This window comes from Phycobacter azelaicus (assembly GCF_014884385.1).
GTDB classification, from domain to species: domain Bacteria; phylum Pseudomonadota; class Alphaproteobacteria; order Rhodobacterales; family Rhodobacteraceae; genus Phycobacter; species Phycobacter azelaicus.
Genome location: NZ_WKFH01000003.1, coordinates 3,255,295 through 3,275,995 on the forward strand (window position 1 = coordinate 3,255,295; position 20,701 = coordinate 3,275,995).

Here is a 20,701-nt window from a genome sequence, read left to right on the forward strand (position 1 = left end):
GGGACATCTATGACCGATTCAAACAAGACAGCCCAGCTCAGCCTGAATGGCGAAACCTACGAGCTTCCCATTTTCTCTCCGACGGCCGGGCCAGATGTTCTGGACATCCGCAAGCTGTACGCTCAGGCCGGCGTCTTTACTTACGATCCGGGCTTTACTTCGACTGCAAGCTGCGACAGCACCATCACCTTCATCGACGGTGGCAAAGGCGAGCTTCTGCACCGCGGCTACCCGATCGATCAGCTGGCCTCGCAATCTCATCACCTCGAAGTCTGCTATCTGCTGCTTTATGGTGAACTTCCGACCGCAACCCAACTGGAAGACTTTGAAACCCGTGTGACCCGTCACACCATGGTGCACGAGCAGATGCACAACTTCTTCCGTGGTTTCCGCCGGGACGCACACCCGATGGCAACCTTGGTGGGCGTTGTGGGCGCGATGTCGGCCTTCTACCACGACTCCACGGACATCAACGATCCCTGGCAGCGCGAAGTGGCTGCAATCCGCCTGATTGCGAAACTGCCCACAATTGCCGCGATGGCCTACAAGTATTCCATCGGCCAGCCATTCGTGTACCCCCGCAACGATCTCGACTACGCTGCGAACTTCCTGCACATGTGCTTCTCCGTACCGGCAGAAGAGTACCACGTGGACCCGATCCTCGCTCGTGCCATGGACCGTATCTTCATTCTGCACGCCGACCACGAGCAGAACGCCTCAACCTCGACCGTGCGTTTGGCTTCTTCTTCGGGTGCCAACCCCTTCGCCTGTATCGCTGCCGGTATCGCCTGCCTTTGGGGTCCGGCACATGGCGGCGCCAACCAGGCGTGCCTCGAGATGCTGAAAGAAATCGGCACCGTCGATCGCATCCCAGAGTTCCTGGCCCGTGCCAAGGACAAGAACGACCCGTTCCGACTGATGGGCTTTGGTCACCGCGTCTACAAAAACACCGACCCGCGCGCCAAGGTGTTGAAGCAATCGGCTGACGAGGTGCTCGAGCTTCTGGGCGTCGAGGACAATCCGCTCCTGCAGGTTGCCAAGGAGCTTGAACAGACCGCGCTCAACGATCCTTACTTCATCGAGAAGAAACTCTTCCCGAATGTGGACTTCTATTCGGGCATCATCCTTGAGGCGATGGGCTTCCCGACATCTATGTTCACGCCGATCTTTGCCCTGTCGCGCACCGTCGGCTGGATCTCCCAGTGGAAAGAGATGATCGCAGACCCACAGAACAAGATCGGTCGTCCGCGTCAGCTCTACCTTGGCGAGACCGCGCGTAACTACGTCGACATCGAAAACCGCTGAACCTGAGCAGACCTGACAAGGTTTTTGGCCCCGCCGAATAGCTGTCGGCGGGGCTTTTTTATCCGCCGGACCGGCACCCAGGTCAAAGCACGGCCCGCGTTGTCGATAACGTATTCAGGCGCTATCCACGCATAATCCCGCTATCGTTTCCAAATAAGATACGGTCGCAGCATTTTGTTTTTGCTAAGACTTTGACTTGCCCAGAAGATCACGTTAATTTTCCATAAGTTGTATTTTCTCATTCTGGACGCCCCTTATGATTGCTATTGCCGCCCTCCTCTCCTTTGGTCTTTTGGCCGGGCTTTTGATCGATTCATCTGACGACGATGATGTGGCTGCAACCGAAGATGACGCATCTTTGCCGGAACCTGGTGAAACAACGCCTCCAGGTGATCTCATCGAAGGCAGCCCCGCAAACGACACGCTCAACGGCACGAATGCAGGTGAATCCCTCGCCGGACGCTCGGGCAATGATGAAATCCGCGGACTGGCGGGCGACGATCGAATCTTCGGCGATGGCGGGAACGACTCGCTCCTTGGCGGGTTCGGGAATGATCTTGTCTCGGGCGGAAACGGCAACGACCAGATGTCTGGCAGCGAAGGCAACGATACGATCCTTGGCGGTGACGGCAATGATCTGGTCATCGACGGGCTTGGCACCGATAGCATCAATGGCGGCGCGGGCGATGACGTGCTCTGGACAAGCTTCTTTGAAGTGGACCCGATCGATGGCACGATACTGTCCGATACCGACACCGGCGCTGATGTGGTCAATGGCGGCGATGGTGACGATACCGTCCTCTTTGGTCGTGGAGATACCGTTACGGGCGGCAGCGGCGCGGATGAACTGTTTGCAGGTCACTGGCTAGAAACAACTGAACCTGCAACCATAACGGACTTCGAACGGAGCGAAGACCAGATCGTCTATGGCTACAACCCGGACGATGGACCGGCCCCGCGCCTGACGGTGGTGGATCGCGCAAATGAAGACGGCGGTAGTGATGCCATCGTTTTTGCCGACGGCATCGAGGTGCTGCGTGTTCTCAACCAGGATGGCCAGTTCGACCCCACGCGTCACATCCGCCTGTTTGCAGATGGCGGTATCCCTGTCTCCTGAGGCTCTGCCTCTCATTTACCGAACAAATGAGGCCCTGGCACGGAAACCGGCCAGGGCCTTCTTGTTTCACCATGAATAGCGACGGCAGCCTTAGCGACCTTCGAACTTCGCGGGTCGTTTCTCCATGAAGGCGGTTACCCCTTCAAGGAAATCACGGGTCTTCCCGCATTGTCCTTGAAGATGTGCTTCAGAGGAAAGCTGTTCCGGCAGGCTGTTCTCGTAGCTTCCCCGGATTGCCGTCTTGATTGCTCCAAAGGCCTTGGTCGGGCCATTTGCGAGATAGGACGCGCGGGCGCGCCAATGGGCGTCAAAGTCGGCGTCGGGCACGGCTTCCCAGATCATGCCCCAGTCGCTGGCCTGCTTGGCGGTGATCTTGTCGGCGAAGAGCGCAGCCCCCATCGCCTTGGCGAGGCCCATCTGGCGCGGCAGAAACCATGTGCCGCCGGCATCCGGCATAAGGCCAATCCGTGCAAAGGCCTGCAAGAAATAGGCGCTTTCGGTAGCGATCACCACATCCGCAGCCAGGGCAAGGTTGGCACCTGCGCCAGCCACCGGGCCATTGACAGCTGCCATAGTCGGCACCGGGCAGTCATAAAGCGCTTCCAGCATGGGAGTGTATTCATCACGCAGGGTCCGCTCCAGATCGAGGCTGCCAGAGCCGGATGCATCGCTCAGATCCTGACCGGAGCAGAAAGCCCCGCCTGCACCAGTCAGAACCACCGCCCGCGCTTGGCCTGCAGCCTGTTTCAGGGCGTGGGTGATTTCTGCCCGCATCTGGCCTGTCAGGGCGTTCATCTTGGATGGGCGATTGAGCGTCACGATCGCCAGACCGTCATCTAGTGAATAGAGGATATCTTTGTAGTCCATCGGAAGGCCTCGCCTCTCAGTATCGGGGTGCGCGGACCCATACAAAGGATGCGCGCAAGGATTTGCGACATGGTGACGCAAAGCCAAAAGCTGGAAAAGGTGGACCCGGCGTCACTCATCAATAATTTGTTTGAGGCGCGCCTGCTCTTCCGGGCTGAGACCCACTTCAGCGGTGCGCGGTGCCCTTGCGCGACCCCGCAGGTAGGCAAACGCCAGACCTAGTGCCATCGCCAGCATCAAAGGACCAGCTGCCCAAAGCATCCAGTTCGCGCCGCTCGCTGTTGGGCGCAGCAGCACGTACTCGCCGTAGCGATCGACCACAAAGTCGATCACTTCGGTATCGCTGTCTCCGGCAACCAGACGTTCACGCACCAATAGACGCAGATCGCGAGCGAGGTCAGCATTGGATTCGTCGATGTTTTCGTTGCGGCACACAAGGCAGCGCAAATCCTCTGACAGAGCACGCGCGCGCTGCTCCAACACCGGGTCTGCCAGCACTTCATCCGGCTGGACAGCGTAAGACGATCCTGGTGCAAAGCTCGAGACTGACAGCACAATCGCAGCGACATAACGCTTGAGGGAAACAAGGCCGATCATTCTGCTGGTACCTTTGCTCCTGAGGTCTTGCGCGCGCCTGCGGCCACACGGAACCGGCGGTCACTGAGGCTCAGGAGCCCCCCCAGAGACATCAGGATGCATCCGCCCCAAATCCAGTTGGCGAGAGGTTTGATGTAGGTTCGAACGGTCCAGCCACCATCATCCTGCTGATCGCCAATGACGACGTAAATGTCGCGCAGAAGCTGATAGTCGATCGCCGCCTCGGTTGTCGGCATCTTGGCAACTGGATAATCACGCTTTTCCGGGTGTAGAACAGCGACATCGGAACCATCGCGGAACACGCTGATCGTCGCCATCGTGGTGAAATAGTTCGGCCCACGTGCACGCTCAACCGAGTCGAGTACCAATTCATAAGAGCCAACCGTGAAAGGTTCTCCAATCTGAGCGACGCGGATGTCTTCCTCTTCCCAAGCCATCAGACCTGCAATAGCAAACATAGTGACACCAAGGCCCGCATGAGCCACCGCCTTGCCCCAGTCAGCGCGCGGAAGCCGCATCAGACGTGACACCCGCCCGCTCTGCCCCGTGCGGGACCACAGATCAGCCGCAGCCCCGAAGACCAACCAAGAGCCAAGGAACAGACCAATCGGACCAAGGGCCGAGCGACCGGTCTGCATGGCCCAGGCCAGAACCGCAAGAGCGACTGACAGGATCAAGACGTAACGCAGGTACCAGACCGTCTGCCCAATCCTGCCCCGTTTCCAGGGCAAAATTGCGCCAATCGGCAGGATCGCGCCCAGAATCACCATGAACGGCGTGAAGGCCGCGTTGAAGAAGGGCGGACCCACGCTCAGCTTGCGATCAAATGCCATTTCCGCGACCACAGGCCACAGCGTGCCAAAGAAGACCACGAAGCAACTGACCGCGAGCAGGACATTGTTGGCCACGAGCGCGCCTTCACGGCTGACCACACCAAAGACCCCCTTGGCCTGCATTTCCTGGGCGCGTGCCGCAAAAAGTGTAAGCGCGCCACCGGTGAAGAAGGCAAGGATCATCAAGATGAACACGCCGCGCTCAGGGTCGTTTGCAAAGGCATGGACTGAGGTCAGAAGACCCGAGCGCACGATGAATGTCCCGATCAGCGAAAAGCCAAACGCCAAGATGGCCAGCAGGATCGTCCAGCTTTTCAGCGCCTCGCGCTTTTCCACCACAATGGCGGAGTGCAGAAGCGCTGCGGCCAGTAGCCACGGCATGAAAGAGGCATTCTCGACCGGATCCCAGAACCAGAAGCCACCCCAGCCAAGCTCGTAATAGGCCCACCAGGACCCCAGCGCGATGCCGATGGTCAGAAAAACCCACGCAGCAAGCGTCCAGGGGCGCACCCAGCGTCCCCAGGCCGCATCGATCCTCCCTTCGATCAGGGCCGCCACCGCAAAGGAAAAAGCCATCGAGAGCCCCACGTAGCCTAGATAGAGGAACGGCGGATGCAGCGCGAGGCCGGGATCCTGCAACAGCGGGTTGAGGTCCTGCCCGTCAAAGGGTGGCGTCGCAAGACGCAGAAACGGGTTCGAAGTAAACAGGATGAAGGCAAAGAAAGCCACGCCGATCGCAGCCTGAACGGCCAGAACACGGGCTTTCAGGGTTTGTGGCAACCCGCCGCCAAAAACCGAAGCCAGCGCGCCAAACAGGGTCACGATCAGCACCCACAGCAGCATTGAGCCTTCGTGGTTACCCCATGTACCCGAGATCTTGTAGATCATCGGCTTGGCCGAATGGCTGTTCAATGTCACCAGCCTCAGCGAAAAATCTGAGGTGACAAAGGCCCAGACCAGGGCCGCAAAAGAAAAGGCAGTAAAAAAGAACTGCGCTTGCGCTGCGGGTTCGGCGACGGCCATCCAGCCGGGCCATCTTTTATGAGCACCCACCATGGGCACAACCATCTGCACGATGGCGACCATGAAGGCGAGGATGAGGGCGAAGTGACCGAGTTCTGTAATCATGCTGATGTTATAATCCGTCACCGAAGCCGCGCCAATGCCATTCGGCGCGTCCAGCCGCCGCAGCACACAGTTTCGTGATCAATTCTGCAGCCTGTCGGCCCCCTTGTGTCTTTCGCTGTCTCGCCAGGCGTTGAGCGCCGCATTTTCAGTTTCCGCAACACGCCTTGCAGCCGTTGGAAGGGCGCTTTTTTCTATCGCGCTTTGTTGTGGCTGCGTTGATGCCGCTCCAGTCCTTTCTGGCAGCCGCGCCAGAGCCTCGGCAAGACTGCGTTGAAAGTCTTGGCTTTTGGCTTGATGACGCGCGCCAAAATAGAATGACACAATGACTCCCAATAGCCACCACAGCGGCTCCGGCACCAGAAGGAGTCCCTCCATGCGCTTTGCAAACCAGAACGGGTCCACCATTGCTGAGATCAGGAGAGCCAGGGTCGCAAAGGCCAGCAAGGGCCGTGGCAAGCGATTTATTCCATCGATTGCCCGGTCAAACCCGCCACGCTCGGTCTGCGCGAATTCCGCCGCGAACTGTTCCAGAGCGGCGCTGCGATCATCATGCGCGCGGTTCGCGCCTGCCTCCGCGTTTTCACGAAAGACTTCAACTGTATCACGCAGAATATTGCGATCATTACCAAATAGCGACCTGATCAGAGCTGCAATCATGGCTTCACCCTTCCCAGCCGGCCACGCGCTCGCGAAACTCTGCCGCGCCCATGTGGTATTCTTTTGACAGAAATTCTTCGGCCCTGCGTATCCAGCCACCTTTGTTCCCCGCACGTGTGAGCGCATATTTGCGACTGGCCGGTCGCCGATCAGCCAGATCGAAGTAGTAGCTCCGCCGGGCAATTCCGTAAGCATCCCTCAGATTGGACGCGTCAACCTCGGCCGCACCATGAGCGGCGACTGCAGTTCGAGGCCCCATCACACCATCAACCGCAACGTCGTATCCCATCTGCACCAACAGCCGCTGAAGGATGCGGATCGCATTGCTGCCCGCATTGACATACATATCGAAAACCGTGGCCTGCAGGACCGACGGCAGGCGAACGAGCCCCGGACGGTTAAAGTACTCACGCACAAAGATTCCCACGGCCTGATCGGGTCTCAGCGCCTTGACGTCCCTTTCGTCCACTCCGCCATCCCCGGTGAGATCAAGCCCCAGGCGCCGAAGGGTATGAATTGTTACACCATGATTGGTAGCCCCGCCCGGATCGTCGGGATCATTCACGTAGCCGCCTTCACGTCTGACAATTTCCTTCGCGATATCTTCGACTTCCATTGCGACGCTCATTTATTGCTGCATCGTCATGCTGCCAATAAAACCCTGACCATGCATTGCTGTACCGCGCGCAGCTTGAGCAACGGACCAATCTACGCTTGTTTCTGCCGCCCCACGTCTGGTAGGCGCTTTCGCCAAAGCAAGCCAAGGCAAAGACATGACGCAGAACTCCATCCAGGTGGTAGACCGGTCGACAGGCGAGACCTTTGACGAGGTAATCCTCGGCGAAAAATGGATACGCTGGGCCTATCAGGATTCCGGGTCAAGCTTGCTGGAGCGACTCTTGTTCCGCTCTTCGCTTGTGAGCCGACTGTTTGGGGCATGGTTCGACTCGCCCTTGTCGAAAGGCAAGATCAACTCCGTGGTTGAAGAGCTATCCATCGACATGAAGGAAGCGCGTGACCCTGTTGAAAGTTTTGGATGTTTCAACGATTTCTTTATCCGCCATCTAAAACCTGAAACCCGCCCCTTTGACGAGGATCCAGGGCAGATCGTCTCCCCCGCCGACGGGCGTGTGCTGGTTTTCCCCAGACTGGACGCAGATGTCTTTGTGCCGGTCAAGGGGCACCCGATGTCGATCCGCACCATGCTCCCGGGTCTGCATGAACGCTTTGTGGGCGGCGCGCTTGCCATCGTGCGCCTGTGTCCTGCGGATTATCATCGATATCACTTTCCAACCGCAGGCCGGATCCTGGAAAGCCACGACATTCCGGGCGCGCTGCATTCTGTGAACCCGATCGCGCTTGGGGCGGGACCGGATGTCTTTGGCGCCAACAAGCGCAGCCTGACCCTGATCGAAACCGAAAGCGCGGGCACGATGTGTTTCGTCGAAGTGGGCGCCTTTGGGGTCGGCACCATCGTCAACACGACGACCGAAGGGCATGTCGCCAAGATGCAGGAGAAGGGCTATTTCAAATTCGGAGGCTCGACCGTGGTTGTTGTCTTTGAACCTGGCGCGGTTCGTTTCTCGGACGATCTAATTGCCAACAGTTACAAAGGCTTGGAAACCCTTGTCAAAGTTGGCGAACCTCTCGCAACGGCCCTGTAGGTACTATTTCTCAGGCGGGATCGAATAGGTCATGGTAGAACGCGCCACCATTTTGTCCGACCCGTCCGAGAACATGTGCACATCCCCCACCGCAAGTGAGCGCCCAAGCTTCAGCAAGGTTCCCCTGGCGATGAGATCGACCCCCGCCTCCGGCTTGCGCATGAAATCCAACGAGCTGTTCGTCGTCACCGCGAGCGCCTTGCGCCCCAGCCGCGACAGAACCAGCCCGTAGACGGTCACATCTGCCAGTGCAAACATGGAAGGGCCCGAGACAGTGCCACCAGGGCGCAGGTGCCGCTCGGCCGTCAGGAGGCGCATGGTGATCCCCGCCTCGGTCAACTCATCTACCGCGAAATCACCCGCCACCTGCGGAAAGATTTCCCCAATATAGGCGGATAGCCCCGCCGCATCAAAAGCCAAGCCCATGCTTTTCCTTCTCCCTTGTCCGCCATAGAGTTGCCCCAAACAGGGTCAGGAGGACAAGATGACAATTCTGGAACGTCGCGACGCAAATGGGATCGCACATCTGCAAATGAACGCACCCGAGCGGCTGAATGCGCTGTCGGATGAAATGCTCGCAGCGCTGCAAGGGCAGATCGATGCACTTCGGGGCGACAGCAGCATCAAGGCCGTTGTGCTGTCCGGCGCGGGCAAGGCCTTTTGCGCGGGCCACGACATCCGGCAGATGACCGCAGGTCGACAGGCTGATGATGGTGGCAAGGCCTATTTCCAGGATCTTTTTTCACGATGCACGTCGGTCATGCTGGGCCTGCAGCGCCTGCCCCAACCGGTGATCGCACAGGTGCATGGCATTGCAACGGCAGCGGGCTGTCAGCTTGTGGCCTCCTGCGATCTGGCAGTGGCCGCGGATGACACGCGGTTCGGGGTCAATGGCGTCAATATCGGGCTCTTCTGCTCGACCCCCATGGTAGCCCTGTCGCGCAACATCCCCCGCAAACACGCGTTCGAACTGCTGACGACCGGCGAGTTCATGTCTGCTGCGCGCGCGGCTGACCTTGGTCTGATCAACCGCGCCGTTTCGTCGGACGCTCTTGAGGCCGAAACACTGAAACTGGCAACGACCATCGCTTCCAAACTTGGTTCAGCGGTAAAGGTCGGCAAGGAGGCCTATTATCGCCAGCTCGAAATGCCGATCGAAGAAGCCTACGCCTACACCAGCGACGTCATCGTCGAAAATCTGATGAACCGCGACACCATCGAAGGGTTGAACGCTTTCATCGAAAAGCGCCCTCCGAACTGGGAGAAAACCTGATTTTTCCGAAAATTTAAGACAAGTTCAGCCTTTGTTTACGATTGACCGGTTATTGTTTCCATATCCGGTCTTTCAAAAAAGGCAGGATCATGGCAAAGATTGGGCACTGGTCACAAGCCGGTCACAATTTTGGGTCGCTGCGCCGGAAGGTCCCTCCGATCCGGGTCTCTCTCCCCGGCTGACATACCCGCCGCAGCGACCCCAAAATCCCCCCCATAAAAAATCCTTCCCATACATCGCACCGGGTGCGCAGACCGACACTTGCTTTCATGGGCGCCGGATCATCGAACATGGCTGACCGCGCCTGTCGTATTGCGCAAGGGCCGAAGCTGCCCTATGTGGCACCTCATGACACAGGAATTGCATATCGTGGGCGGCGGCATGGCCGGGTCCGAAGCCGCCTGGCAGGCGGCAAACATGGGCGTGAAGGTCGTACTGCACGAGATGCGGCCCAAGGTGGAGACCTTTGCCCATCAGACCGGTAACCTTGGTGAGATGGTCTGCTCCAACTCCTTCCGCTCGGACGATGACGAGCAGAACGCCGTGGGTCTCTTGCATTGGGAAATGCGCGCAGCAGATGGTCTGATCATGACCACTGCGGATAAGCATCGCCTGCCCGCTGGTGGCGCCCTCGCCGTGGACCGCGATCCCTTTGCCGAAACCATCACGGCCAAGTTGAAGAGCCACCCGAATGTCACTGTTTCTTATGAGGAAGTCACCGACCTGCCCAGCGATGGGCACTGGATCTTTGCGACGGGCCCGCTGACCTCGCCGTCACTGGGCAAGGCGATCCAGGCGGAAACCGGGGCCGAGGCGCTGGCGTTCTTCGATGCCATCGCCCCCATCGTCTATGCCGAGAGCATCGATATGTCCAAGGCCTGGATGCAGTCGCGCTATGACAAGGGCGAAACCGAGGAAGAGCGCACAGCCTACCTCAACTGCCCGATGGACAAGGACCAATACGAGGCCTTCATCGATGCGCTGCTCGCCGCCGACAAGACCGAGTTCCACGAGGGCGAGACCGCAGGCTATTTTGACGGCTGCCTGCCGATCGAGGTGATGGCTGAGCGTGGCCGCGAAACCCTGCGCCATGGTCCGATGAAGCCCGTCGGCCTTACAAATCCGCATCAGCCCGATGTGAAGGCCCATGCGGTGGTGCAGCTGCGCCGCGACAATGCGCTGGGAACGCTGTTCAACATCGTCGGCTTTCAGACCAAGATGAAATACGGCGCCCAGACCGAGGTCTTCCGGATGATTCCGGGGTTAGAGAATGCCAGTTTTGCCCGTCTTGGCGGTATTCACCGCAATACATTCCTCAACTCCCCCACCTTGCTCGACAGCCAGATGCGGCTGAAATCCAAGCCCCATATCCGCTTTGCCGGGCAGATCACCGGAGTCGAAGGGTATGTGGAAAGTGCTGCCATGGGTCTTTTGGCCGGGCGCCTAGCCGCGGCGGAGATCCTTGGTCAGGATCTGAGCGAAGTGCCGCAAGACAGCGCCATGGGTGCGCTGATCCATCACATCACCGGCGGCGCCGAGGCCAAGACCTTTCAGCCGATGAACGTGAACTTCGGCCTGTTCCGCCCGGTGGACGGGCTCAAGGGCGGGCGGCGGGGCCGCAAGGACCGCTACAAGGCCTATACTGACCGCGCCAAGGCCGCCTGGAGTGACTGGCTGCAGCAGTTTGCGTGATATGCGAGGGGCGCAATGACATTTCGGACCCGTTTTGCGCCCTCGCCCACCGGCCCCTTGCATCTGGGCCATGCCTATTCTGCCATTGTTGCCCATGATATGGCGCGCGCCGCCGGTGGTGAATTCCTGTTGCGGCTGGAAGACACCGACCTGCAACGGTCCAAGCCCGAATGGGATGCCGCCATCATAGAGGACCTCACCTGGCTCGGCCTCGGCTGGGATGGACCCATTCTGCGCCAGTCAGAACACCTGAGCGACTACAACAGATACCTCGAAACCTTTGAGAACATGGGACTGCTGTACCCCTGTTCCTGCAGCCGCGCCGATATCCGTGCCGCCCTATCCGCCCCGCAAGAGGGTGTGTCACACGACCTCTACCCCGGCACCTGCAAATCCCGCTCGATGGAAAGCCGGAAGCCCGGCGATGCGCTGCGGCTGCATCTGGACCGGGCCCTTGACTGCCTCGATGGGCAGAACGTGGTGTTTGAGGAAACCGGCCAGGCCCATAGGGGAACCCATCACCTGGACCCTCAGCGCGCCCTGCAGGAGATTGGCGATGTAGTGCTCTGCCGCAAGGGTGAAGAGATCATCGCCTATTTCCTCGCCTCGGCGCTGGACGACGTGCATCAGGGCATTACCCATGTGGTACGGGGAGAGGATCTGTTCGACTTCACCCAGCTGCAGGTGCTGCTGCTCACGCTGTTGGGTATGCCGGTGCCCGTCTACCACCATCACCGGCTGATCCGGGATGATGCGGGTAAGCGGCTGGCCAAACGAGACGATGCCCGCGCCATCTCAAAATACCGCGCCGAAGGGGCAACGCCGCAGGATATCCGCCGTATGGTGGGACTGTACTAAGCGAGCGGAGCCGGCCTGAGACGCCTCAGACCATGGGCTTCATAAGCTCGACTTCTTCGCCTCCGCGGACGGCAGTGTAAAAACAGCTGCGGCGGTTGGTGTGGCAGGCCGGCCCTGTCTGGCGCACCACGGCCAGCAGGCAATCCCGGTCACAATCCAGCCTGAGATCAAGCAACTCCTGCAGGTGCCCCGAGCTTTCACCTTTGACCCAAAAGGACTGACGCGAGCGCGACCAATAGGTGACCTTGCCGGTCTCCAAGGTTCGGGCGACGCTTTCCGCATTCATCCAGGCCATCATCAACACCTCACCACTGTCATGGTCCTGGGCAATGCAAGGAATCAAACCATTGGAGTCGTAACGCAAGCTTTGAGGATCAAATGGCGAAGAGCTGACGGACATGACAAAAACCTTTTGCATCTGAGACGTGGCTGCCTATGTATTGGGAAGTCATCCCAAGGGAAACCCCGAGGCCCGCATGTCTAGTGAAACCGATCTGATCAAGCTCTATTCGTCGCGCATCCTTGCACTGGCAGCGGATATTCCACATCTGGAGCGGCTCGAGAACGCGGATGCCACAGTCAAAAAGCGCTCACCTCTTTGCGGTTCTACTGTGACCGTCGATCTGAAAGTCGAGGATGGCAAGATCACTGACTTCGGTCAGGACGTTAAAGCATGTGCCTTGGGCCAGGCAGCCGCTGCGGTTGTTGGCGAGAACATCATCGGATGCTCTTTGGACGATGTGCAAACGGCACGGGATCAACTGAAAGCGATGCTCACAGAAGGGGCGCCACCGCCCGCAGCTCCTTTTCAAGAATTGGAAGTTCTTCTACCTGCGCGCGAGTTCAAGAACCGCCATGCGTCAATTATGCTTGCCCTCGACGCAACGCTTGAAGCGATGGAGCTTCAAGCAAAAGAAAACTGCGCTTAACGCAAAATTCACTGCATCTGCGCTAACCGTTTAGAATCTTGAGTAGGCGGATCCGACATGCAGAATGTGAATAGTGCGTCCCAGCCATCCCCCCCAAAGGGAAGGGAAATAAACGAGTTGGCAGAAATCTCATCTCAGCTTGGCTTTGAGATTGTCGACGTTGCAGGCTTTCTCGACACGATTGAAAACAAGTCGCAAGGCCAGCTGAATGATCTAAAACAGCTGGATCGCGGCGCTGAACGGGTCGTCAAGGCAAATGCCCAGGTGATGGAAACCGTGGAAACGGTCACTAAATCTGCCCAACAGACCCTTGCCTCGGTTCAAAACTCGGTCACGCTTGTGCGCGAAAGCAGTGGCCACGGCCAGGAAGTTGCCGAGTGGGTGCAGGAGCTCAACAGCCGCACCGAGGCCGTTGCCGACACCGTTGACGCCATGCGTAAGGACAACGAAAAGATCACAGCGATCGCCGCGCAGGTGAATATTCTGGCAATCAATGCCAAGATCGAAGCCGGACGCGCCGGAGATGCGGGCCGCGGTTTTGCCGTCGTGGCTGAAGCGATCAACGACCTGTCGAAACGCACCACCGTCGCCGCCACCGAAATTAGCAAGAATATTGAGACGCTCTATGCCTGGATCAAGGATCTCGACCAGGAGACAGATACGATCTCCAAGTCCGCCAGCCGTATTCTCGACCAAGCACGGGATACGGATGCTTCTTTGCTCGGCATCGAAAAGGACAGCCAACAAGTCAGCACTGGCACCGAACGCATTCTGAGCGACGCAACAACAGTACGCGATGCCATGGAAGCGTGTTTTCCGAACATCGCGCGGATCAAGGCCTCTGTTGAAGAGACCACCTCCGGAATCCACAAAGCCCATGACCGGGTGGAAAGACTTGTTGCCTCGTCAGAACGCCTTGTGCAGGGCACCATCGCACTTGGCGGACAATCCGCCGACAAGAAATTCATTGCCTTTGTCACCGACATGGCCGCCAATATCGGTAGCCAGTTCGAAAAGGCGCTGGAGAGCGGAGAGATCACCGAGGCCGAGCTCTTTGACCGCACTTATGTGCCGATCCCGAACACCAATCCACAACAAGTGATGACAGGGGTCACAAAATTCACCGACAAGGTGTTGCCGCCCCTTCTTGAAAGCGCGCTCGAGCTTGATCCCCGTGTCGTGTTTTCGGCCGCTGTGGATGTGAATGGTTATCTTCCGACCCACAACAAGAAGTTTTCGCATCCCCAGGGCCCCGATCCGGACTGGAACATGGCGAACTGCCGCAACCGCCGCATTTTTGACGACCGTGTTGGCCTGAAGGCCGGACGCAACACCGGCCCCTTCCTGATGCAGGTCTATCGCCGCGATATGGGAGGCGGCGAGTTTGCGATGATGAAGGATCTGTCGGCCCCAATCACCGTGAACGGACGCCACTGGGGCGGGTTGCGCATGGCCTTCACCAGCTAGCCATCCGTACCGACACGTCAGCATAAAAAGGCCGCCGCACATCCGGGCAGATGGCGGCGGCAAAAGGGCTCTTCATGCGGGATGTGATGCGCTTTCCGGCAATCGGGATGGGCCGGAAGGGATCTCGGTACAGGCGGATGTTCCCCTCATCAAATCGGGACAGGATGCAAGCGCAGTCACCATAAAGAGCCAAGGCAGGCAAAATTTCGAGTCAGAACAGTCCGGGCAGGTGCAGGCCGGCAATCAGCATCACCATCAGGGCGCACGCGCCGATGGCATCCTGCAGAAGGGTTGATTGGGCGTTTTGCAGCGTCGATTTCAGCTGTGCGATCATCTCTCGTCCTCCGGGTCAGTTGATTGCGTGTTGCTCACGCTTTTGTTGCCCCTTTGTTCTCACAAGAGCCGCATCGAGTAAAGAACTTTTTGAGAACATTTGAGAACAAATGGGAACGCCCATCCGACACATTTGTTGCCCTGACAGTTAACCAACTGAAATCAAACGGAAAGCTTGATCTTGCTTCATCAGCCACAACAGAACACGCGCGGCCTGACCACGCGGCGAGCTTAAGCCGGGATCGGTCGAGAGCAGGGTACGAGCATCGCTTTGAGCGACAGCCATCAAGGACGCCTGCCGTTCAAGATCAGCGATTCTGAACCGGGGCAAACCAGACTGTGCCGTCCCGATCATATCCCCGGCGCCGCGCATCTGCAGGTCGGTCTCAGCGATGCGAAAGCCATCTTCCGACTCTCTAAGCACTTCCAGACGCCGACGCCCCCCGTCACTGAGCGGCGGTTGATACATCAAGAGGCAAGTCGATTGAGCGCTACCGCGCCCCACTCGTCCTCGCAACTGATGAAGCTGCGCTAGACCAAAGATTTCTGCCCGCTCGATCACCATGATCGTCGCATTTGGCACGTTGACGCCCACCTCGATCACCGTAGTGGCCACGAGAACCTTGGTCCGACCATCCTGAAAGGCGGCCATCGCCGCGTCCTTCTCCGCCGGTGGCATCTGCCCATGCACGAGACCCACGGTTTCATCGCCGAGGATCGCGCGCAACCGCTTGAACCGTTCTTCGGCGGCGGTCAAATCCATTACCTCGGATTCACCCACCAAAGGACACACCCAATAGCACTGACGCCCGTCCTCTATCGCCTGCCGCAGGTGGCTGATGACCTCCTCCATCCGTTCTGTGCTGATCACCGCAGTCTTGACCGGTTTTCGCCCAGGCGGTTTTTCATCAAGCACCGAAACATCCATGTCGCCGTATTGCGCCAGCGCCAAAGAGCGCGGAATCGGCGTGGCGGTCATCACCAGAACATCGGCGCCGATTCCCTTTTCGGCCAGTTCCATACGCTGACGCACGCCAAAGCGATGCTGTTCATCGACGATTGCCAACCGCAAATCTGCAAAATGGACGTCTTTTTGGAACACAGCATGAGTCCCAACCAGGATCTGGATATCACCCTTGGCAAGCGCAGCCAGTTTCGCCTTGCGTTCTGAACCCTTGTCGCGCCCCGTGAGGAGTTCCAGCACCACACCCGCCTCTTCCGCGAGGGGACGAAGGCCCTCATGGTGTTGCTGGGCCAGAATGCTGGTCGGGGCCATCATCACCCCCTGCCCGCCTGCCTCGACAGCCACCAACAACGCCATCAAGGCCACAAGTGTCTTTCCTGCCCCCACATCGCCCTGCAAAAGGCGGTTCATCCGTTCGTTTGACGCCATATCGGCCGAGATTTCCTCGATCGCGCGTTGTTGCGCGCCGGTTGGCCTGTATGGCAGTGCTTCAAGAACACGGGACTGCAACTTACCGGAGGCCACGCTTTGGATGCCGCGGGATTTGCGCTCTGACTGGCGGGCCAGCGCAAGGGTCAGCTGGTGCGCCAGCAACTCGTCATAGGCAAGCCGGGCGCGCGCTGGCGCTTCCGGCGAGAGATCCTCAAGTCCTTTGGGTTCATGAGCCTGCGCGATGGCAGAATGCCAGGATGGCCAGGCCTCGCGCTTGATCTGGCCCGGGTCAATCCATTCCGGCAGCTCAGGCAGCAAACCAACGGCGCCGCGCAGCGCCTTGAACATGGTCTTTTGCGTCACGCCATGGGTCAGGTGATAGACCGGTTCAAACTCGGGAATATCCGCAGCTTCCTCCACGGGAAGCATGTGGTCCGGATGAACCATCTGGGCGATCCCATCAAAGAGCTCCAACTTCCCGGACACCAGGCGCCGGGCGCCTTCCGGACACTGAGCCAAAAGATAACGACTGCGCCCATGGAAGAACACCAGTTGAAAGTCCGTCTCGGCATCGCTGACCGTAATTCGATAGGCCCCGCCCCGGTTGCGCGGCGGTCTGTGGGCGCCGATCGTGACTTCAACCGTTGCCACAGCAGGCAGCTCAAGCCCCTTTATGGTATCACGTCGCCTCCGATCCTGAACGGAATAAGGTAGCGAAAACAAAAGGTCACGCGGCGTCTCTATCTGAATCTGCTCAAGATGTTGCGCCGTTTTGGGGCCAATACCCGGCAGGCTGTCCAGCCGGGAAAACAATGGAAACAGGATTTCCGGGCGCCCACTCATGACTATCCGATAAGCTCCAGCCAGCCAGCCTCGTCCAGCACCTTGATGCCCAGTTCCGCCGCCTTTGTTGCCTTGGATCCAGCGCCGGGGCCCGCGACCAGAATGTCGGTTTTCTTGGATACCGAGCCGGACACCTTGGCGCCTAGCGCCTCTGCACGGGCCTTTGCCTCTGCCCGCGTCATCTGTTCAAGCGTTCCGGTAAACACAACGGTTTTGCCGGACACGGGGCTTTCTGCTGCCGGGGCATCCGGAGGGACAATATTGAGATGGTCCGCCAAGCGATCAATTGCTGCCCGCTCTTCAGGGTTGGCCAGCGCGTCGGACAGCGACAGGGCAAGGATTGGACCGACCCCATCAGTGCCAACAAGATCGTCCCAGGCGGCCTGCGCTTCATTAGGGACACCGCAAGCCTTGATTGCGGCCGCCCGCGTTTCGGAAATGCGTGCCCGGCGCCCTTCGGCTTCCGCCGCAATCCGCTCGGCGTCCTCCGCTTCATCCGCCGCGCGGTGCGCCAGGGCCGCGGCCCGCGCTGCATCCAGCGCTGAGGTCAGTGCAGACCACTCCCCATAGTGAAGTGCAAGATCCTTGCCGGCGACTTCCCCAACATGGCGAATACCCAAAGCGAATATGAACTTGGCGAATGGAACGGTCCGCTTTTCGTCGATGGCATCAAACAGGTTCGCGGCAGACTTTTCCCCCCAGCCCTCGCGGTTTTTCAACTGCTGCAAGCCAGAACCAAACCTCTCGCGCAGGGTAAAGATATCCCCAGGCTCCCTGATCCATTCATCTGCGTAAAACTGTTCGACCTGCTTGTTACCCAGCCCTTCGATATCAAAGGCCCCGCGCGACACGAAATGTTTCAATTTTTCAATGGCCTGCGCGGGGCAAATCAACCCACCAGAGCAGCGTCGCACCGCGTCACCTTCTTCGCGGATCGCCGGCGACTGACATTCGGGGCAGACATGTGGAAAGGAATAAGGCTCAGCGCTTTCCGGCCGCTTGCTAAGATCCACATCTGCAACCTTTGGGATCACATCACCCGCGCGGTAGATCTGCACCCAGTCCCCGACACGGATATCCTTGCCGCCGCGGATCTCAGCCCCTTTGGAATCACGCCCTGCAATGTAGTCCTCATTGTGCAGCGTTGCATTGGAAACCACCACACCGCCCACCGTTACAGGCGCAAGCCGCGCCACCGGGCTCAACGCGCCGGTGCGACCAACCTGAATGTCGATGGCCTCAAGCCGGGTCCAGGCCAATTCGGCTGGGAATTTGTGTGCGATCGCCCAGCGGGGTGTTGTGGACCGAAAGCCCAGCCGCCCCTGCAGGCTCAGGTCGTTCACCTTGTAGACAACACCGTCAATGTCGTAGCCCAGTGTGGCACGCTGAGCCTCGATGCTGCGATAATGATCGATCATCTCCTCTAGCGAAGAGCACAGACGAGTCAGCGGGTTCGTGGAGAAGCCAAGGGACCGAAGTCTGTTTATCGCCTCAATTTGCGCATCCGCCAAGGGCTCAGACAGCTCACCCCAACTATAGGCAAAGAACTGCAAAGGACGCGACCGCGTGATTTCGGCGTCCAACTGCCTTAGCGAGCCAGCCGCGGCATTCCGCGGATTGGCAAAAACCTTACCGCCCCGCTCTTGCTGACGCTGGTTAAGCGCGGCAAAGGCGTCGTGGCTCATGTACACTTCGCCGCGCACCTCAAGAATCCTTGGTGCCCCGGCGATTTGCTCAGGGATATCGGCAATCGTACGGGCGTTTTCGGTCACGTTCTCGCCGACACTGCCATCGCCACGCGTTGCAGCCTGAACCAGAACACCATCTTCATACCGCAAGGAAAGCGACAATCCGTCAATTTTTGGTTCAGCCGTAAAGGCAAGCGGATCCTGGACGGACAGGCCCAAGTATTTTCGGATGCTGCGCGCAAAATCCGCCACATCCTCATCTTCAAAGGCATTCCCGAGCGATAGCATTGGAACGGCATGGCTGACCTTGCCAAAGCCAGAGGCCGCTGGAGCCCCGACGGAGTTCAGCTGCGTCGCGTCTTTTTCAAGTTCGGGAAACGCTGCAACCAATGCAGCGTAGCGCCGTTTGTCCGCATCATACTCAGCGTCCGAAATAACCGGCGCATCTTCCTGATGGTAGGCAATATCTGCCGCACGCAGCCGCTCTTGCAGCGCAAGAAACTCTGCTTTTGCTTCTTCTGCCGAAAGAGACTTTGGATCGCCGTCCTGCTTCTGTGTCACGCGTGTTCCCCATCTGTCTTTTCATAGGTCATAGGACGGGGCCGCCGCGACGTCCAGTCGAGCCAGGATCACGCAACGCATTAAACGCAGAAAAACCCGCCGAAGCGGGTTTCCAAAATGCGACGCTAGCGTTCCCAGCAAACGGTCACACCGTCAGCGTGACAAAATGCAGAACTGTCCGCGTTGCTATGCCGGGTCAGGCGCCAACAGCGAGGCGTTGCTCGCTACCGTTGCCCAGCTGGTCATCCTGCGGATCACGCAGAACATACCCGCGGCCCCAGACGGTTTCGATGTAGTTCTCGCCACCGGTTGCGGTGCTGAGTTTCTTTCTCAGCTTACAGATGAATACGTCGATGATTTTGAGCTCAGGCTCGTCCATGCCACCATATAGATGGTTCAGGAACATCTCTTTGGTCAAAGTGGTGCCCTTACGCAGACTTAGCAGTTCGAGCATCTGATACTCTTTGCCGGTTAGATGCACAGCCTTGCCTTCCACCTCGACGGTCTTGGCATCAAGGTTGACCGAAATCTTGCCGGTCTTGATGATTGACTGTGAATGCCCCTTGGAACGGCGAATGATCGCGTGAATACGGGCCACCAGCTCTTCGCGGTGGAACGGTTTTGTCAGATAATCGTCTGCCCCAAAACCGAAGCCCTTGATTTTGTTGTCGGTGTCATCAGCTCCGGACAGGATCAAGATGGGTGTCTCGATACGTGCCATGCGCAATTGGCGCAGCACTTCGTGCCCATTCATGTCAGGAAGGCCCAGATCCAGAAGGATCAGATCGTAATCATAAAGTTTCGCAAGATCGATGCCCTCTTCGCCCAAATCCGTCGTGTAGACGTTCAGATTTGCATGGGTCAGCATCAACTCAATGCTTTTCGCAGTAGTAGGATCATCCTCGACAAGAAGAATGCGCATGTTTTTTTCTCCGCCTGTATCCTGTTTCCCTCAGGTCGCGTTAACCTTGCTGGAAAATAGTTAATGGCCCGTTACCATAATCGTTAAATCTCAACTACAAAGCAACCTGGTTAACACACATTACCACAGGATGCGTCCAAAAGGGAGGAGGATCAAAAGGATAGTACGGTTCACTAAGGCTTACGAAACTTCTTCAATTGGGTTGTTTTCAGGGCTTCTTCACCGTGATCGGCCACCGCAGCAACCCAGCTTCGGAACTCTTCTTCGCTCAAGCCATAGGTCCGCAGGGCTTCGCTTTGGGGAATCAGACCGTAGAGCACGCCGCGTACGACCGAGGCCTTACGGGAAGCGACCCATCGCTTGGTTGTCTTTGGCGGCAGGTCCGCTCGCGTCATCACCGTGCCATCAGGCAGGGTTACGGCGCGCGGTCCATCAACTTTCTTCAAGAACATCACTTTATCCCTGTGCGGATTTGCGTATTTAAGTGCACAAGCAGATTTGGCCGATTGTCCTTAACGGCACGTGAACCACGCCCTTGAGGATCGTTAGCATTTTCCTATATTCTGCAACG

20 protein-coding genes are annotated in these 20,701 nt (G+C 58.3%); 8 read left to right on the forward strand and 12 right to left on the reverse strand.

Annotation, left to right across the window (positions count from 1 at the left end):
• Nucleotides 1-9: 9 nt before the first annotated feature.
• Together gltA and INS80_RS16725 are read left to right on the forward strand one after the other, a co-directional pair.
• Entirely contained in the window at nucleotides 10-1,305 is a 1,296-nt protein-coding gene (gene gltA / locus INS80_RS16720; RefSeq protein WP_192966711.1) for a citrate synthase, read from the forward strand.
• Between the two features lie 256 nt (nucleotides 1,306-1,561).
• Nucleotides 1,562-2,422: a calcium-binding protein gene (locus INS80_RS16725; RefSeq protein WP_192966712.1), complete on the forward strand. Its 861-nt coding sequence runs from the start codon at nucleotides 1,562-1,564 to the stop codon at nucleotides 2,420-2,422.
• A gap of 90 nt (nucleotides 2,423-2,512) precedes the next feature.
• Here the strand turns inward: INS80_RS16725 and INS80_RS16730 are convergent, their stop codons facing one another.
• From INS80_RS16730 to INS80_RS16750, 5 genes are all read right to left on the reverse strand, one after another.
• Complete coding sequence (locus tag INS80_RS16730; RefSeq protein ID WP_192966713.1) at nucleotides 2,513-3,289, reverse strand: enoyl-CoA hydratase-related protein; 777 nt, start codon at nucleotides 3,287-3,289, stop codon at nucleotides 2,513-2,515.
• A 111-nt stretch (nucleotides 3,290-3,400) separates the two neighbouring features.
• Nucleotides 3,401-3,886, reverse strand: coding sequence for a cytochrome c-type biogenesis protein (locus INS80_RS16735; protein ID WP_192966714.1), 486 nt, complete (start codon nucleotides 3,884-3,886; stop codon nucleotides 3,401-3,403).
• Nucleotides 3,883-5,847 carry a heme lyase CcmF/NrfE family subunit gene (locus INS80_RS16740; protein WP_192967320.1) on the reverse strand — a complete coding sequence of 655 codons (1,965 nt, stop codon included), beginning with the start codon at nucleotides 5,845-5,847 and terminating at the stop codon, nucleotides 3,883-3,885. Before INS80_RS16740 ends, INS80_RS16735 begins: the two co-directional genes overlap by 4 nt.
• Nucleotides 5,848-5,925: 78 nt before the next feature.
• Complete coding sequence (locus INS80_RS16745) at nucleotides 5,926-6,504, reverse strand: holin family protein (protein WP_192966715.1); 579 nt, start codon at nucleotides 6,502-6,504, stop codon at nucleotides 5,926-5,928.
• 4 nt (nucleotides 6,505-6,508) lie between these two features.
• The gene (locus tag INS80_RS16750) at nucleotides 6,509-7,132 is read right to left on the reverse strand and encodes a holin-associated N-acetylmuramidase (protein ID WP_226892654.1); all 624 of its coding nucleotides are present in this window, start codon (nucleotides 7,130-7,132) and stop codon (nucleotides 6,509-6,511) included.
• Between the two features lie 145 nt (nucleotides 7,133-7,277).
• On the opposite strand from INS80_RS16750, the gene asd reads away from it, so the two are divergent.
• Complete coding sequence (gene asd, locus INS80_RS16755; protein WP_192966716.1) at nucleotides 7,278-8,168, forward strand: archaetidylserine decarboxylase; 891 nt, start codon at nucleotides 7,278-7,280, stop codon at nucleotides 8,166-8,168.
• A gap of 3 nt (nucleotides 8,169-8,171) precedes the next feature.
• On the opposite strand, the gene INS80_RS16760 is transcribed toward asd, so the two are convergent.
• Nucleotides 8,172-8,594 (reverse strand): PaaI family thioesterase, encoded by a 423-nt coding sequence (locus INS80_RS16760; protein WP_192966717.1) that lies wholly within the window; start codon nucleotides 8,592-8,594, stop codon nucleotides 8,172-8,174.
• 58 nt (nucleotides 8,595-8,652) lie between these two features.
• Here INS80_RS16760 and INS80_RS16765 point away from each other — a divergent pair, with 58 nt between their 5' ends.
• From INS80_RS16765 to gluQRS, 3 genes are all read left to right on the forward strand, one after another.
• Nucleotides 8,653-9,441 carry an enoyl-CoA hydratase gene (locus INS80_RS16765; RefSeq protein WP_192966718.1) on the forward strand — a complete coding sequence of 263 codons (789 nt, stop codon included), beginning with the start codon at nucleotides 8,653-8,655 and terminating at the stop codon, nucleotides 9,439-9,441.
• Nucleotides 9,442-9,789: 348 nt separating this feature from the next.
• Nucleotides 9,790-11,133, forward strand: a complete 1,344-nt coding sequence (trmFO, locus tag INS80_RS16770; RefSeq protein ID WP_192966719.1) for a methylenetetrahydrofolate--tRNA-(uracil(54)-C(5))-methyltransferase (FADH(2)-oxidizing) TrmFO — start codon at nucleotides 9,790-9,792, stop codon at nucleotides 11,131-11,133.
• 15 nt (nucleotides 11,134-11,148) lie between these two features.
• Nucleotides 11,149-11,991, forward strand: a complete 843-nt coding sequence (gene gluQRS / locus INS80_RS16775; protein ID WP_192966720.1) for a tRNA glutamyl-Q(34) synthetase GluQRS — start codon at nucleotides 11,149-11,151, stop codon at nucleotides 11,989-11,991.
• A 25-nt stretch (nucleotides 11,992-12,016) separates the two neighbouring features.
• On the opposite strand, the gene hisI is transcribed toward gluQRS, so the two are convergent.
• Entirely contained in the window at nucleotides 12,017-12,409 is a 393-nt protein-coding gene (gene hisI, locus INS80_RS16780; RefSeq protein ID WP_192966721.1) for a phosphoribosyl-AMP cyclohydrolase, read from the reverse strand.
• A gap of 58 nt (nucleotides 12,410-12,467) precedes the next feature.
• Between hisI and INS80_RS16785 the strand changes: the two genes are divergently transcribed.
• Together INS80_RS16785 and INS80_RS16790 are read left to right on the forward strand one after the other, a co-directional pair.
• The gene (locus tag INS80_RS16785; protein WP_192967322.1) at nucleotides 12,468-12,920 is read left to right on the forward strand and encodes an iron-sulfur cluster assembly scaffold protein; all 453 of its coding nucleotides are present in this window, start codon (nucleotides 12,468-12,470) and stop codon (nucleotides 12,918-12,920) included.
• Nucleotides 12,921-13,037: 117 nt separating this feature from the next.
• Nucleotides 13,038-14,387 carry a methyl-accepting chemotaxis protein gene (locus INS80_RS16790; RefSeq protein WP_226892655.1) on the forward strand — a complete coding sequence of 450 codons (1,350 nt, stop codon included), beginning with the start codon at nucleotides 13,038-13,040 and terminating at the stop codon, nucleotides 14,385-14,387.
• Nucleotides 14,388-14,598: 211 nt separating this feature from the next.
• Here INS80_RS16790 and INS80_RS19415 read toward each other — a convergent pair whose 3' ends face one another.
• From INS80_RS19415 to sciP, 5 genes are all read right to left on the reverse strand, one after another.
• Nucleotides 14,599-14,721: a hypothetical protein gene (locus INS80_RS19415; protein ID WP_255430531.1), complete on the reverse strand. Its 123-nt coding sequence runs from the start codon at nucleotides 14,719-14,721 to the stop codon at nucleotides 14,599-14,601.
• Nucleotides 14,722-14,868: 147 nt separating this feature from the next.
• Nucleotides 14,869-16,959 carry an ATP-dependent DNA helicase RecG gene (gene recG, locus INS80_RS16795; RefSeq protein ID WP_192966723.1) on the reverse strand — a complete coding sequence of 697 codons (2,091 nt, stop codon included), beginning with the start codon at nucleotides 16,957-16,959 and terminating at the stop codon, nucleotides 14,869-14,871.
• A gap of 2 nt (nucleotides 16,960-16,961) precedes the next feature.
• Nucleotides 16,962-19,208 carry an NAD-dependent DNA ligase LigA gene (ligA, locus tag INS80_RS16800; RefSeq protein ID WP_192966724.1) on the reverse strand — a complete coding sequence of 749 codons (2,247 nt, stop codon included), beginning with the start codon at nucleotides 19,206-19,208 and terminating at the stop codon, nucleotides 16,962-16,964.
• 196 nt (nucleotides 19,209-19,404) lie between these two features.
• Entirely contained in the window at nucleotides 19,405-20,130 is a 726-nt protein-coding gene (gene ctrA / locus INS80_RS16805) for a response regulator transcription factor CtrA (protein WP_192966725.1), read from the reverse strand.
• A 173-nt stretch (nucleotides 20,131-20,303) separates the two neighbouring features.
• Entirely contained in the window at nucleotides 20,304-20,582 is a 279-nt protein-coding gene (gene sciP, locus INS80_RS16810; RefSeq protein WP_192966726.1) for a CtrA inhibitor SciP, read from the reverse strand.
• Nucleotides 20,583-20,701 lie beyond the last annotated feature (119 nt).